Here is a 14,896-nt window from a genome sequence, read left to right as displayed (position 1 = left end):
AGGTGCCTCGGGTCAGATTCCCAGCAGGAGGCTCGCGACGACGAAGTAGATCAGCAGCCCCAGCACGTCGACGACAGTCGTCACGACCGGCGCGGACACGAGCGCGGGGTCGATCCCCAGACGTCGGGCCACGAGCGGGCTGATACCGCCGACCAGTGCGCCGAGCAGGCAGATCAGCAGCAGCGACACGCCGACGACGATCGCGACGTCGAGCCCGGCGAAGAACAGGCCCGCGCCGATCGCGAGAACTCCGAGGCCGGTTCCGAGCAGCAGGCCCGTCCCGGCCTCGCGCAGCGTCACACGCGCGATGTCGGACGGCCTGACCTCGCCGATCGCGAGCGCACGAACACACGCCGACGACGCCTGCGTGCCGACCTTGCCACCCGTCCCGATGAGCAGGGGGATGAACAGGGCGAGCGCCGCCACCTCTTCGAGCGCCTCCTCGAACCCGTAGGCGACCGTGACCGTCAGCAGCGAGACGGCGAGCAGCAGCACCAGCCACACGGCTCGTGTGCCGGCGAGCTGGAGCACCGAGACGGCCATGTAGTGGCCCTCCCAGCGGCGGGCACCGCCCTGACGTGCCGCATCCTCGGTCTCTGCCTCCTCGATGACCTCGTCGGCGTCGTCGAAGGTGAGCAGCCCCAGCAGGCGGTCCTCGGCGTCGACCACCGGCAGGTCACGCACGTTGGAGTCGGCCATGAGGCGCGCCGCGGCCTCGGCCGGCTCGGTCGCCCGCACGCGCGGGGGGTGCGTGACGACCAGGTCGGCGACCGTGGCGGCGTCGTCGGTCAGCAGCAGCTCACGCAGCTCGACGACGCCGGTGAGGCGGCGCTCGGCGTCGACGACGGGAAGCGTGTAGACGGTCTCGGCGTCCGCGCCGCGCTCGCGGACCCGCGCGAGCGCGGCCGCGACGGTGAGGCGCTCATGGAGCACCACGACCTGCGGCGTCATGTACCTGCCCGCGGAGTCCTCGGGGTAGCCGAGCAGTGTCGCCGTCATCGTGCGCTCGGACGGGCTGAGGCCCTCAAGAACGCGTCGGGCGACCTTGGCGGGCAGCTCGCCGAGCATGCGGGCGCGGTCGTCCGGGTCCAGCGAGTCGACGAACGCGCTGAACTCGGCGCCGCGCATCACCTCGAGAACCGCCTGCTGGCGGCTCGGCTCGAGGTCCTCGAAGACGTCGAACGCACGGTCCGACGGAAGGAGCCGGAACGCGGCGACGGCGTCGACGGCGCCCATCCGGTCGATGGCGTCGACCACCTCCCAGACCTGGTGGGTGACCAGCCAGTCCTGGGCGGCGGCGAAGTCACCGTTCTCGACAAGCGTCCGCAACGAAGCGGACCCGCCAGCCCGGTGCGGTGCTGGGGGCGGTGTGGCATGGGTGACCGGCTGCGGCATGGTGGGCTCCCCCGTGGGCGCGGACACGTGCAGCACCATCGTCCCTGCCGGGTGCGGGTTCTGGCGCGGTGTGGCCCGGGGCGATGGTGTCGAAGGCCCACAGGTGATCGTTGGGCGCGCGAGAGCCGTGTGAGGCGGTCCTCCTCCCACTCCAGGCCCTGCGTCATGTGCGCCGTCCCTCGCCGGACCGCCACGGGCGGTGCTCGATGCGACGGCCGTGCCGGTCGGTGAACTCCCACCCGGCTGTCGAGCCCGATGCGGGCGCGCGCCAGCGCATCGTGATGCTCGTCGTGTCGACGAGGGAATGGTGGTGCCAGCACAGAAGGGCGGCGTTCGCCGTCGAGGTCTCGCCGTGATGAGCCGCCCAGTGGCGCTCGGCATGGTGGACGTCGCAACGCGAGGGTGGCTGGTCGCAGCCGGGATAGGTGCAGTGCCGGTCGCGCGCGATGACCGCGCGCCGGAGCTGACCGGTGATGGTGCGTTGAGCGCGGCCGACGTTGAGGACCTGGCCGTCGGGACCGAAGACGATTCGTGTGATCTCGCTGTCGCAGGCAATCGCGCGCAGCACCGTGGCTGGCAGCGGACCGGTTGATCCCTCGAGGACTGCCGGGGTGCGGTCCAGTGCGAGCAGCCGCGACAAGTCGTCATCACGGGTGCTGCCGCCGACAGGCCCGGGGTCGACACTCTCGGTCCAGCCGCGGCAGTCGGGTCCCGCCCCTCCTGGTGCTCCTGGTGCTCCTGGTGCTCGTGGTGCTCGTGGTGCTCGTGGTGCTCCTGCGCTCCGCGCAGACCCGGCAGGTCCTGTGGCCGCGCTGGACCTGCCGGCCCGGCGCGCATCGCCGTCGACGCCCAGCTGACGCTGGAGCTCGGTCCACGAGACCGTGACGTTCAGGTGCGGGCGCACCGCCGCGCCCGTGCCGACCATGCCGTTGTCGAGCGCCAGCCGCGCGAGGTCGGCCAGAGCCTGCGCCCGCCGCTGCGTGGGCGTGCGCTCGTCGTCTGCGGCGGGTGCTCCGGCGACGGCGTCGAGGGCCGTCCGCAGCGCAGCGCCATGCACCTCGGTGAGGAACCCGCTGACGTGGTAGCCGCCCAGCGTCAGGCTCAGCTCGAGGTACTCGCGTTCGACGGCGCCACGGTAGCCGCGATCGTCGGCATCGGGGTCGGCCACGTGCGCGAAGTGCCGGACCAGCCGCTGGAACCCGCTGATCGGGTGCAGCGCGGCCTGAGCGAGAAGGAACTCCTCACCTGTCGGAGGCGGTGCCACGGGGGCGTCGTCGAGGCGGGTCGGGAGCCCGGTCACCGGCGTGGCGAGCGCGGCGGCCCGAGCCGTCGTCGTACAGGCCGCGACCATCGCGGTCACCTGGTCACAGCCGACTGTTCCCGCCAGGGCAGCAGCGAGGGTCGCGGGCAGATCGTCGCGCAACGCACGGGCCTGCCGGGACTCGCGATTCGCGACGCCGCGGGGTACGTCGTCGTGCCGGGCGAGCCATGCCGGGAAGGAACGGGACCCGTCGAGCGCCCAGGCGCCGTCGTCTTCCACGACCGGGAGAATCGACAGCCGGACAGCGCTCAGGCGGTGCTCCAACGCTCTGACCTGGCGCTCGGCCCGCGCGAGGATGGTGGCGGAAATGTCGTGCAGGTCGCCCGACGCGGCGAGACCGGTGAGCACCTCGACACTCGCGCTCAGCAGCGCGACGCCCTCGGCGAGGCGCCCGGCGGCGTCGTCGGGGAGCATGCGCGCGATGTCACGAGACGTCGTCTCCGTCACGGGCACCTCCTCGATCACGCGCACCCCGGTGCGCTCGGCCAGTTCGCGTGGCACGGACGCGCGCTCAGCGTCTGCCGTGTCATCTGCCGTGTCAGCGCTCGCCGTGAACCATGCACGAGTTTATCGAACACATGTACGAATGACCAGGTCGGAGTGCGAATCTGTGGACAGCGCGAGCGTGGCGCGCTGAGGTGAGCCGGCGATGAAGGATGCGGACGGGCCCGCGAGCAGGACGTCGACGAGCCGCAGTCCGGCTGCGACCCGGCCGCGACCCGGCCGCGACCCGCCGCGACCTGGCTGCGACCTGGCCGCGGTCTGGCGTCGCGCCGACCTCGTGCCGACCGCGTGCGGCGGTCGTGTGGCCATGGGCGGCGGCTCGGGCCATCGGGGGAGGCGCAGGGGAGGCGCAGGGGCGGCGGAGGGGCGAGCGCGAGAGGCGGCCAGGAGGCGGCACCGGGATGCGGGCGGCACTGCGCATACGGCCCTTCAGACGGCGCAACGCGCCCTGCGTACGGCACTGCGCATGCGGCCCCTGCGTGCGGCGCAAAGCGCCCGGCGTACGACCCCGCGTCAAGCCCCGCACGGCCCTGTGCGGGCCCTGCGACCGCCGCCGCAAAGGACCATGAGGCGACATAGAGCGACACGGTGCGACATGTCGTGCCAGCACGCGACAGGCTTGGCATCTGAGGCAGGACAAAGTTGACTCATTCCAGAAAGTGGGCCACTGTGGGGCCATGATCAGCGAGGAAGGTGCCCGGGTCATGCTGCGCGATGCCGCGTTGCGCATCACCAAGCCCCGCCTTGCCGTCATCTCGGCCGTCGACCGACTCGCCCACCCGGACACCGAGTCGGTGATCGCTGCCGTGCGTGAGGCGATACCCGACGTCTCGCACCAGACGGTCTATGACTCGCTGCGCACGCTGAGCGACCTCGGCATCCTGCGCCGCATCCAGCCGGCAGGCTCGGTCGCCCGCTACGAGACGCGCACCGGGGACAACCACCACCACCTGGTGTGTCGGTCGTGCGGTGCGGTCGTCGACGTCGACTGCGCGATAGGGGAGACGATCTGTTTGACGCCGTCGGAGGACCACGGGTTCCAGATCGACGAGGCCGAGGTCGTGTACTGGGGCGTGTGCCCGCAGTGCGCCTCCACGTCTGCTCCTGCGGAGTCCGCCGACGGCGCCGGCGCGGCCGCCAGCCCTGAGGCCGTCAACACCGACGCCGTCGACACCGACGCCGTCAACACCGACGCCGTCAACACCGAAGCCACCAAACTGAAGGTCGCCAGCCCATGACCGCCTGACGAGACCTCGACACAGTCCGTAGACACTGCTCTCGGAGACCGACCTCTGCCGCAGGGCTGTCGCAGTCGCCGAAGCCCGGTCAGACACCTGATCCTTCACGCCACCACCGGCAGCACCCCGGGACCGACGCCGATCCCGCCACCACGATCTGAATGACCACCGATCTGACGGACCACCGATCTGACCGACCACCGATCGGGCCAGCCGCCGATCGGGCCAGCCACAGACCCAGCCGACCACAGACCCAGCCGACCACGCCGCACCTGCCGCCGCCCGGCCGCAGTTCGGCCGCAGTTCGGCAACGCACCAGACAGCCACGAATCTGCAACGACAGCACGCCTAGCAACGACCGATCACACCCGCACCACCGGAAGGACTCCCATGTCGGAGAACACCGAGGGCCAGTGCCCCGTCATCCACGGCGACCGCGCCGCACACCCCACGCAGGGTGGCGGTAACCGGGGCTGGTGGCCCAACCAGCTCAACCTCAAGATGCTGGCGAAGAACCCTGCAGTCGGGAACCCGCTCGGTGCGGACTTCGACTATGCCGCAGCCTTCGAGTCGCTGGACCTGGCCGCCGTCAAGGCCGACATCCAGGCCGCGTTGCACGACTCGCAGCCGTGGTGGCCGGCCGACTTCGGCAACTACGGCCCGCTGATCATCCGCATGGCCTGGCACTCGGCCGGCACCTACCGTTCGCACGACGGGCGCGGCGGTGGCGGCGAGGGCCAGCAGCGGTTCGCCCCGCTCAACTCGTGGCCGGACAACGTGAGCCTCGACAAGGCGCGCCGCGTCCTGTGGCCGGTGAAGAAGAAGTACGGCCAGAACCTCTCGTGGGCCGACCTCATGATCCTTGCGGGCAACGTCGCCCTGGAGGACATGGGTGTGCCGGTGCTGGGCTTCGGCGGTGGCCGCGCCGACGTGTGGGAGGCCGACCAGGACGTGTACTGGGGCCCCGAGACCGTCTGGCTCGAGGACAAGCGCTACACCGGTGAGCGTGACCTGGAGGAGCCGCTGGCCGCCGTCCAGATGGGCCTCATCTACGTCAACCCCGAGGGCCCGAACGGCAACCCGGACCCGCTGGCGTCCGCGGTGGACATCAAGGAGACGTTCGCCCGTATGGGCATGGACCTGGAGGAGACGGTCGCGCTCATCGCGGGCGGCCACACCTTCGGCAAGACCCACGGCGCGGCGCCCGACTCGAACCTCGAGCCCGAGCCCGAGGCCGCCGACCTGGAGATGCAGGGTCTGGGCTGGAAGAACAACTTCGGCACGGGTGTCGGCGACGACACGATCACCTCGGGCCTGGAGGTCACCTGGACCTACCACCCGACGCGCTGGGACAACGAGTTCTTCCACATCCTGTTCGCCTACGAGTGGGAGCTCATGGAGTCGCCCGCGGGTGCCAAGCAGTGGCGTCCGGTCAACGACGGCGGCGCCGATCTCGTGCCGCTCGCCCACTCCGACGGCCGCCGTGAGCCGCGCATGCTGACGAGCGACCTCGCGCTGCGCTTCGACCCGGAGTTCGAGCCGATCTCGCGCAAGTTCAAGGACGACCAGGCCGCGCTCACCGACGCGTTCGCTCGTGCCTGGTTCAAGCTCACGCACCGCGACATGGGCCCGAAGGCGCGCTACCGCGGCGCCGAGGTCCCGGCCGAGGACTTCATCTGGCAGGACCCGCTGCCCGCCCGCACCCTCGCGGACCTGACGGACGCCCAGGTCGCGGACCTCAAGGCCGCGATCGCCGGCTCGGGCCTCACGGTCTCGCAGCTCGTCTCGACGGCGTGGGCGGCGGCGTCGTCGTACCGTGCCTCCGACAAGCGCGGCGGTGCCAACGGCGGTCGCCTGCGCCTGGAGCCGCAGCGTTCGTGGGACGTCAACAACCCGACGCAGCTCGCCCAGGTGCTGCCGGTGCTCGAGCGCCTGGCCGCCGACGCCGGTGCGTCCGTCGCGGACGTCATCGTGCTTGCCGGTGGTGTGGGCATCGAGCAGGCCGCGGCGGCCGCGGGGGTGACGATCGAGGTGCCGTTCACGCAGGGTCGTGTCGACGCGACGCAGGAGCAGACGGACCTCGACCAGTTCGCGTGGCTCGAGCCGTTCGCGGACGGGTTCCGCAACTACTCGGGCAAGTCGCCGCTGCCCGCGGAGTACTCGCTCATCGACCGCGCGAACCTGCTGGGCCTCTCGGCGCCCGAACTGACGGTGCTCATCGGCGGCCTGCGCGTGCTCGGCACCAACTACGACGGCTCGGACTACGGCGTGTTCACCGACACGCCGGGCGTGCTCGACAACGCGTGGTTTGTCAACGTGCTCGACATGGGCACCGCGTGGACGGCGCTCGACCCGGGCAAGCACGCCTACCAGGGCGCCGACCGGGTGACGGGCGAGAAGAAGTGGGTCGGCACGCGCGCCGACCTGGTCTTCGGCTCCAACTCCGAGCTGCGTGCGCTCGCCGAGGTCTACGCGAGCGACGACGCCAAGGAGAAGTTCGTGCGCGACTTCGCCGCCGCGTGGGTCAAGGTCATGAACGCCGACCGGTTCGACCTGATCCGCGGCTGATCCGCGGCATCTGAACCCGCCGCATCCGGGGTGGCTGCGCACGACGTGCCCACCCCGGATGCGTGTCACGCCCCGTCCTGGCGGCTCCGGCCGCTGAGGCGGGGCGTGATGTCGCTCCAGCAGTGTCGGTTCAGCATGGTCGGTCCAGCAGTGTCGGTCCAGCAAGGTCGGTCCAGCAGTGTCGGTTCAGCAAGGTCGGTCCAGCAAGGTCGCTTCAGCGGTGTCGCTTCAGCGGTGCGCGGCGGCGTGCGTGGCCCCCGGGCGTCCTCGTTCGGTGTCGCGACGGCGGCCGGCGAGCAGTGCGGTGCCCGCTCCCGCGAGTGCCAGCGCGACGGTCGTCAGGCCCAGGACCGCTGCTCCGGTGCGCGGCAGCCTCGCGGCCCGCGGGGGCCCTGCGGCCGGCATCGGCCTGAGCGCCGGTGCGGGACCTTGCGGCAGCCCGAGACCTTGAGACAGCCCGCTGCCGGGCGGCGGTTCCAGGACCATCGGCGTGGGCGGTGCCGTGGTCTGGTTCGCGATGCGCACCACCGCGTCGTCGGAGTCGTTGGACGGCACGGGGTCGGGTTCACGGTGCGCGGTCGTGCCCGCGATGGTGATCACGGTGACCGCGGTGTCCGCAGCGCCGGGCGTCCCGCCGATCGTGCCGTCGATCCGGTATTCGACCTGCTCGCCGGGTGCGAGGTCGCCGATGTCGAAGGTCAGCGTGCCGCCCGTGCCGCCCGTGCCGGGTGCCGCCGCCCCGGCAGGCGGTCGCGGCCGCCCGTCGGGCCACGAGACGGCGACGCCGGAGGCGGCGGTGAAGCCGTCGGGGAGGTCGAGGGTCGCGGTGACGCCGGTCGCGTGGCCGGGCCCGTTGTTGCGCACGGTCATCGTCAGCGTGGCGTGGTCGCCGCTGCGGAGTGTCTGGTCGGGTGGTGTGAGCGTGAGGGCGACGTCGGCCGACGGCGGTGGTTCGGCCGTGCCGCAGGCCTCGTCCTGGTTGTCGGTGGCGTACGGGTCGAGCGACCCGGAGCCGACGAGCGCGGCGTTGCACAGGTCCTGCCCGGCCCGGTCGGCGTCGATCTCGAAGGTGACCAGCGCTGATGCCTGCTGCCCGACGGCGAGCGTGCCGACGGGGCAGCGCAGGACGGTGTCGGTGTCGCCGACGCCGGTGTCGTGGCTCTCGGGTGGCGGGCAGGCCGCGCCGCCTTCGATCTGCGCGGAGACGTAGCGCATCCCGTCGGGCACGGTGTCCGAGATCGTGACGTCGTCGGCGGTCGACGGCCCGGCGTTGGTGACGGTCAGCCGCCAGGTCACGGGTCTGCCGGCGAGCATCGGGGAGGGGTCGACGAGCGTCTTGATGATCTGCGTGTCGGACACGTGGGACACGACGACGGCCTGTGCGGTGTCGTTGTTGTCGGTCGTCGCCTCGGGGGTGGTGGTGCGCACCACGGACTGTCCGGCGTAGGTGCCGGACGGCGTGTCGCCGGGGATGTGCATGACGACGACGGACGTCGTGGTCTGGCCGGGCGGGAACGGCGACGACGGGTCGATCGGCACGCAGTCCAGCACGTAGGAGAAGGGCTCCCACGGGACGCTCGCCGGGTCGGCCGGTGGCGGCTGGTTCCACGTGCAGGTGTTGAACGGCACGTCGATGCTCACCGGGACGAAGCCCGGCGGGAACGTGGTCGTGCCGGTGACGTCCCAGGCCGAGGACGGGCCGTTGTTGATCGTGAAGGCGGTGTAGGTGATCTGGCCGCCCGCGGCGGGTGTCGTGGTGCTCACGGCGGACGTGAGCGCGGGGTCGGCGAGCCGTTCGATCCGGGCGTCGGTGCTCGCGCTGTCGTTGTCCGGGTCGGGGTCGGTCGCCTGCGAGGTCACGGTGGCGGTGTTGGTGACGACACGCCCGTAGGGGTCGCCACCGGGCACATCACTGGGCTCACCGTCGTCGGGCGCCGTCGTCGCGACGATGCGCAGCGACGCCGACTCGCCGACGCCGAGGGCCCCCACCGTGCAGTGCACCTGCTGTCCCGTGGCGGGCGTTCCACCCGTGACGGTGCATGCCGCGCTCGTGCTCGACGGGTCGCCCGAGGCGGTGGGGTCGAGCGTGAGCCCGGGCGGGAGCGTGTCGTCGATCGCGGCGTGCTCGACGTCGGAGGGTCCCGCGTTGACGGCGGTGAGCGTGTAGCCGACGGTGCCGCCCGCGTAGAACACGGGCATGCCGTCATCGCCCGGCGCTGCGTCGGCGGTCTTGTACAGGTGCAGGTCGGCCTGCTCGACGACGTCGGCGGCGGCGGTGGCCTGCACCGACGTCGGGGTGCCGTCCTGGCCCGGGGTGGACGAGGTGACCGTGGCCGTGTTGACGAACTGCTCGCCCTCGGTGCTGACGTCGACGAACCCGTGAACCGTGACGACGGCCGGTTCGGACGACCCTGGCGGGGCGGCGAGCGTGCCGAGCCGGCAGGTCACGCGCGCGATGCCGCCGAGCGTGCAGACGCCGCGCGTGGTGCTCACGAGGGTGGCGAGGAACCCCGGCGGCAGCTGGTCCTCGAGGCGGACGTCCTGCGCGTCGGCCACGCCGGCGTCGCGCGGCACCGTGACCGTGATCTGGTAGGTGAAGGCGCTGCCTGCCACGAACGCGTCGTGCCCGTCCGCGGTGCTGATCGCGTCGACGGTCGTCTTGGTGACGTTCACGCTGGTGCGCGGCCCGGTCACCTGGAACGTCGTGGTGGCGTCGTTGTTGGTCGCGTCCGCGTCGGGTGTCGAGCTCGCGACGTGGACGGTGCCGTCGTAGAGGCCCGCGGCGACGTACCCGGCGAGCGAGAACGTGAACGTGAAGTCCTGGGAGGCGCCGGGGGCCAGGTCGGCGCCGTCGAGGAGGCAGACCAGCTCTCCGTTGGAGAGCACGCAGTCGTCGGGCAGGGCGTCGGGCAGGGACGACGCGCTGGCCAGGACGTCGGGGTCGACGGCGACGCGGAACGTCACGTCGCGCGCGACGGACGGCCCGCCGTTCGCGACGGTGAACGTCAGGTCCCAGGTGGTGCCCGCACCGGTGCGGGCGGGGTCGCGCGGGGTGACGGCCAGTCCCGTGACGCTCGGGTCGGCGAGGGTGACGACGGTGGACGTGCCGTGGGAGGTGTTGTTCTCGGGTGCCGGGTCCGGGTTGCCGGGCTGGTTGACCACGGTGGCGGTGTTGACGAGGGCCGTGCCGGGGGCGAGGTCGGCGGCGAAGGCGACGTCGAGCCGGACGGCGACGTGCTCGTCGGGCGCGAGGTTGGCGGGCATCGCGCAGCTCACGTCCTGCCCGGTGGCCGGGTCGCCCGACGTCGCGCAGGAGAGCGCGGTTCCGGCGATGCTCGCGCCGGCGAACGTCACGCCCGGGGGCAGGGTGTCGGTCAGCGTGGGCGCGAGTGCGACCGTCTGCTCCTCGCCAGGGTTGGGGACGTGGTTCCAGACCGTGAGCGTGTAGCGGCCGGTCCCGCCCGCGGTCACCGTCTCGGGGGCGTCCTTGGTGAGCTGCAGGTCGTTGTACGGTGCTCCGGCAAGCGTCCACGAAGCGGTGTTGTTGCTGGTGGGCTCCTCGCCGGGAGCGGCGACCGTCACCGTCTCGACGACGGGCGGCCCACCCTCCAGGGCTGTCTCGGCGACCGTGTGCACCCTGATCTCGGCGGCGGCACCGGGCTGGAGCGGGCCGGGGAGCGTGCAGGTGAGCAGGCCGTGGTCAGGGTCCCCGGACTGCGGGGTCCCGGCGTGCGTGGCGTCGCACGTGCCGGCGTCGGTCGCCCACGAGCCGTAGGTCAGCGCGAGCGGCAGCAGGTCGCGCACCGTGATGTCGTGCGCCGCGGACGGCCCGTGGTTGCGGACGGTGACGACGTAGTCGACGTCGGTCGGGGTGGCCGCCGGCAGCGAGGTGCGGTTGGCGCTCTTCTCCACGGTGAGGTCGAACGCCGTCGTGACGGCGGTGCTGGCCGTCGCGGTGTCGTTGCCCGGGACGGGGTCGGTGCTCGTCGTGGTGACGGTGGCCGCATTGACGAGCGGGCCGGTCGCGTCGGGTGCGACGGTGCCCGTGACGGTGACCGTCACGGCGGCACCCGGCTGGGGGCCGCCGTCGGCGGCTCCGGCGGCGACCAGGGTGCCCACGTCACAGGTCACGGTCGTGCCCGCCGGCCCTGGGGGCCCTGGCGGCCCAGACGGCCCAGTGGTGCAGGTGCCGCGTGACGTCGTCGCGCCGGTGACGGTGACGCCGGGCGGGGCGTCGTCGGCCAGGGTGACGCCGGTGGCGTCGGAGGGCCCGAAGTTCGTGGCCGTGACCGTCCACTGGACGGTCTGACCTGCGACGACGGTCGGCGGTCCGGTCTTCGTGACCCGCACGTCGGCCGTCGGGGCCGTCGTCGTCACCTGGGCCGTCACGCGGTTGTTGCTCGGGTCAGGGTCGGCCGTGCCCGCGGTGACGGTGGCGGCGTTGCCGACCGTGGTGCCTGCGGGCAGGGCGGAGTCCAGCACGCCCTGCACGGTGACGGTCGCGGTCGCGCCCGGGGCGAGCGTCGCGACCGTGCAGCGCAGGCTGCCGGCCCGGGGCGCGGCGCACGTCGCACCGCCCGTGGTGCCCGTGACGGAGGTCAGCGCGAGCAGGCCCGCGTCGTCCACCGTGTCGGTCACGACGACGTCCTGCGCGTCGGAGGCGCCGTCGTTGCGCACCGTCAGCGTGTAGTCGACGGCTGAGCCGGCGGGTGCCGAGGCCGGGCTCGCCGTCTTGGTGATCGCCAGGTCGGCCGTCCGGGCCAGGGCGATCGTGTCGCTCGACACGTTGTCGGTCGGGTCGGGGTCGTCGGACTCGGTGGTCACGTACGCGACGTTGGTCAGCGAGGTCTGCCGGGAGCCCGGTGTCACGGAGCCGTGCACGTGCACGACGACGGAGGCCCCGACCGGCACGTCGCCCAGCGCGCAGACGATCTCCGCGCCGTCGGTGCAGGTCACCCCGTCCGGGGCGTCGATCGAGGCGGTCGTCCAGCCGTCGGGGACGGGGTCGCGCACGACGACGTTCCGCGCGGTGTTGGGCCCGTCGTTACGCACGGTCAGGGTGCCGTCGATCAGGGCGCCGACGGCGGCCGGGTCAGGGCTGAGCTCCTTGGTGACCGACACGTCGGCCCGCGTGATGACGTCGACGCTCGCCGGGTTGGCCGTGTAGGACGCCGCGATGCCGGTCGTCGCCGTGCGGTAGGCGAGGTCGGCGACGTTGGTGACCGTGGTGCCGCCCGCGGCGTCGTCGAGCGTGACCTGGAACGTGTACGCGGCGCGGGACGTGCCGTCGGTGGCGCAGCCCGCACCCGTGCACGCCATGGTGCCGCCGGTGGCGGCGTCCGCGCCGCCGCCGAGCCGGACGCGCACCGTGCGGCCCGCAACCTCACCACGGTCGTCGCCCGCGGCGTCGGTCAGCGCAGTCGTCGCCCCCGTGACCGGGTCGACCAGGGCCAGCGACCCGGGCACGAACGTGGTGCCCGGCGGCAGCGGGTCCTCGGAGACGACGCCCACCGCCGGGTCCTGGCCGGTGTTGATGTACCTGAGCGTGTACTGGAGCGTGTCGCCTGGACGGGCCGTGCTGTTGCCGTCCAGGTTGACGACCGTCTTGGACGACGCCGTGAAGTCCGGTGCGTACAGGTTGATCGCCAGGCCCAGGACACCCGGGTAGTACGTGTCGCCGTTGCTGGAGAACGTGAACCGGGCGCTCGTGGCCCCGTTGGGGATCGCGCCCGACGCGCCGAGGTTCTTGATGTCGAACCCGAGCATGTTGCGGTCGGCGGGGGTGCGCGTGGTCACCGACGCGGAGTCGCGCGAGTTGATGGAGTCGAAGAAGTTCGACCCGAGCGAGACGGCGGTGCCGAGCTGCGTGGTGTTGAGCCGCGCGACGTCACCGGTCTGTGACAGGTCGCCCTCGTAGGCGACCATCGAGAGCTGGGCGTCCACGGCACCCGCCTGCGGTGCCTGGAACCCGGACACCGCGATGGTCTGCGGGTGCCCGCGCGCGATGACGTCGAAGCCGTCGAACACCGACAGGTTGCGCAGCGGCATCCCGGGGGCCGTGTAGACGACGGTCAGGGCCCAGCCCGCGTAGCGGTCCTGACCCGTCGCCGCCGCGACGTCCGCGCCCCAGTACTCGCCGTTGCCGGCCGCCTGCACGATCGAGGTCACGTCGGCGAACCTCTGGTAGGCGTCGCGGCTCGAACCGTTGGGGCCGAACTGGTCGTGTGGCGCCGTCGACGCCGCCACCGTGCGGTAGGCGGCGTCGCCCGGTGCGCGCAACGACATCTGGTTCGCCGCGGCCTCGCTGGCACCCTGCCCCCCGGTGCCCGCCTCCAGCCGCGCACCCCAGTACAGGCCCGCCCACAGCACCGAGGCGCCCTCGGGCAGGTCCAGCGAGGACGACGACGAGCGGGCCGTGGCGGCGACGTCGTCGGCGTCCAGATTCACCATCGTGAAGTGGTTGTTGTCGGCGACGGCGCCCGCCCGTGCGGTGGCGCAGCCCGGCGCCGACGCCGCACAGGTCAGCAGGTTGTTGCCGATGGTGAGGATGGCGCCGTTCGCGTTCGCCGTGAACTTGGGCGCGAACGGTACGGTCTGGGCGGCGTCTGCGGGACCCACGGGAAGCGAGAAGGCCACGACGACCAGAGCGACGGTGCAGACCGCCGCGAGAGCGCGTCGCAATGTCATCCCCATGACCAACCCCTCGCTTCGAGGCTAGGGGAGGCTCATCCGACAGGCACCCCGAAGGCTGACATATCGGTCGTGTCAGCCATATCAGACCTCCGCGATGGGCTCGCACCCTGGCCTCGCGCGGTGGTCTCGCACGCTGGCCTCGCGCGGTGGTCTCGCACGCTGGCCTCGCGCGGTGGTCTCGCACGCTGGCCCCGCACGCTGGCCCCGCACGCTGGCCCCGCACGCTGGCCCCGCACGCTGGCCCCGCGCGATGGGCTCAGCGCGCGAGCAGGCGCTCCAGCACCCGCACCACGCCGTGCTCCGCCGCCGACGGCGCCACGTACCGCGCACGAGCCAGCACCTGCGGGTGGGCGTCCGCCATCGCGAACGACCACGCCGCCGCGTCCAGCATCTCCAGGTCGTTGAGGTAGTCACCGAAAGCGACGGTCTGCTCGCGTGTGACGCCGAGGTCGCCCTGGAGCCTCTCGACCGCCCCGCCCTTGGAGACGCCCGCGCACATCACGTCCACCCAGTGGTGGCCCGAGACGACGACCTGCTCGGTCGCCGCGATCGGCGCGAGCGCCGGGGCCACGGCGGCCTCGACGCCGTCGAAGTCGAACACCGCCACCTTGAGGATCTCGTCGTCGACCGACTCCAGGTCGGCGACGGGCTCCAGGTCGGCGACCGCGTCGAGCGCCGCGTAGTACCGGCCCGCCTGGTCCCAGAACGCGGCATCGACCCGGTCCACGTACGCCGATCGCTTGCCGCACACGACGACGCCGACGTCCCGACCGGTGTCGGCGACCTGCCGCACCGCGCGCACGACGCTCGTCGCGACGTGCGGGGCAAGCGTCACCGAGCTGACCTCCGCGCCGTCGCGCACCACGAACGTGCCGTTCTCCGCGATGACCGGCATGCCGTCGAGGTGCCCGGCGAACGTGCGCGCGAGCGTCGCGTACTGCCGGCCGCTCGCCGGCGCGAACACGATGCCCCGCTCGCGCATGCGCTCCAGCAGCGGCCAGAAGCCCGCGGGGACGGTGCCGTCGACGTCGAGCAGCGTGCCGTCCATGTCGGCGACGACGAGCCGCACGTCGGGGTCGCCACCGGCAGGGTCGCCACCGGTGGGGTGGGGACCGGTGAAGTCGAGACCGGGCGGACCAGTCCCGGCGTGTCCTGTGCCGGCGTGTCCTGTGCCGGC

General features: G+C 72.5%; 6 protein-coding genes. 2 read left to right on the top strand and 4 right to left on the bottom strand.

Going from position 1 to position 14,896, the window contains the following annotated elements; translation table 11 throughout:
* Positions 1-12: 12 nt before the first annotated feature.
* Together mgtE and ET495_RS12640 are read right to left on the bottom strand one after the other, a co-directional pair.
* A complete protein-coding gene (gene mgtE, locus ET495_RS12645) occupies positions 13-1,422 on the bottom strand; it encodes a magnesium transporter (RefSeq protein ID WP_245993065.1) in 1,410 nt (469 codons plus the stop codon).
* A 136-nt stretch (positions 1,423-1,558) separates the two neighbouring features.
* A complete protein-coding gene (locus ET495_RS12640; protein ID WP_245993064.1) occupies positions 1,559-3,217 on the bottom strand; it encodes an HNH endonuclease signature motif containing protein in 1,659 nt (552 codons plus the stop codon).
* Between the two features lie 680 nt (positions 3,218-3,897).
* Here ET495_RS12640 and ET495_RS12635 point away from each other — a divergent pair.
* Both ET495_RS12635 and katG read left to right on the top strand, forming a co-directional pair.
* The gene (locus tag ET495_RS12635; protein ID WP_211340842.1) at positions 3,898-4,458 is read left to right on the top strand and encodes a Fur family transcriptional regulator; all 561 of its coding nucleotides are present in this window, start codon (positions 3,898-3,900) and stop codon (positions 4,456-4,458) included.
* A gap of 390 nt (positions 4,459-4,848) precedes the next feature.
* Positions 4,849-7,026 carry a catalase/peroxidase HPI gene (katG, locus tag ET495_RS12630; protein ID WP_129205093.1) on the top strand — a complete coding sequence of 726 codons (2,178 nt, stop codon included), beginning with the start codon at positions 4,849-4,851 and terminating at the stop codon, positions 7,024-7,026.
* 228 nt (positions 7,027-7,254) lie between these two features.
* Here the strand turns inward: katG and ET495_RS12625 are convergent, their stop codons facing one another.
* Positions 7,255-13,713 (bottom strand): DUF11 domain-containing protein, encoded by a 6,459-nt coding sequence (locus ET495_RS12625; RefSeq protein WP_162616472.1) that lies wholly within the window; start codon positions 13,711-13,713, stop codon positions 7,255-7,257.
* 262 nt (positions 13,714-13,975) lie between these two features.
* On the bottom strand, positions 13,976-14,767 hold the full coding sequence (locus ET495_RS12620) for a Cof-type HAD-IIB family hydrolase (protein WP_129206026.1): 792 nt from the start codon (positions 14,765-14,767) through the stop codon (positions 13,976-13,978).
* Positions 14,768-14,896 lie beyond the last annotated feature (129 nt).

It is taken from the genome of Xylanimonas allomyrinae (assembly GCF_004135345.1).
GTDB lineage: Bacteria > Actinomycetota > Actinomycetes > Actinomycetales > Cellulomonadaceae > Xylanimonas > Xylanimonas allomyrinae.
Note: the sequence above shows the minus strand (reverse complement) of the source record. Positions and strands in the feature narration are given on the sequence as shown.

What these genes read in the sequence shown, in the direction of transcription:
- katG (WP_129205093.1), top strand. Translation starts at nt 4,849, where the DNA reads ATGTCGGAGAACACCGAGGGCCAGTGCCCCGTCATCCACGGCGACCGC.
- ET495_RS12620 (WP_129206026.1), bottom strand. Translation starts at nt 14,767, where the DNA reads ATGGACGGCACGCTGCTCGACGTCGACGGCACCGTCCCCGCGGGCTTC.
- ET495_RS12625 (WP_162616472.1), bottom strand. Translation starts at nt 13,713, where the DNA reads ATGACATTGCGACGCGCTCTCGCGGCGGTCTGCACCGTCGCTCTGGTC.
- ET495_RS12635 (WP_211340842.1), top strand. Translation starts at nt 3,898, where the DNA reads ATGATCAGCGAGGAAGGTGCCCGGGTCATGCTGCGCGATGCCGCGTTG.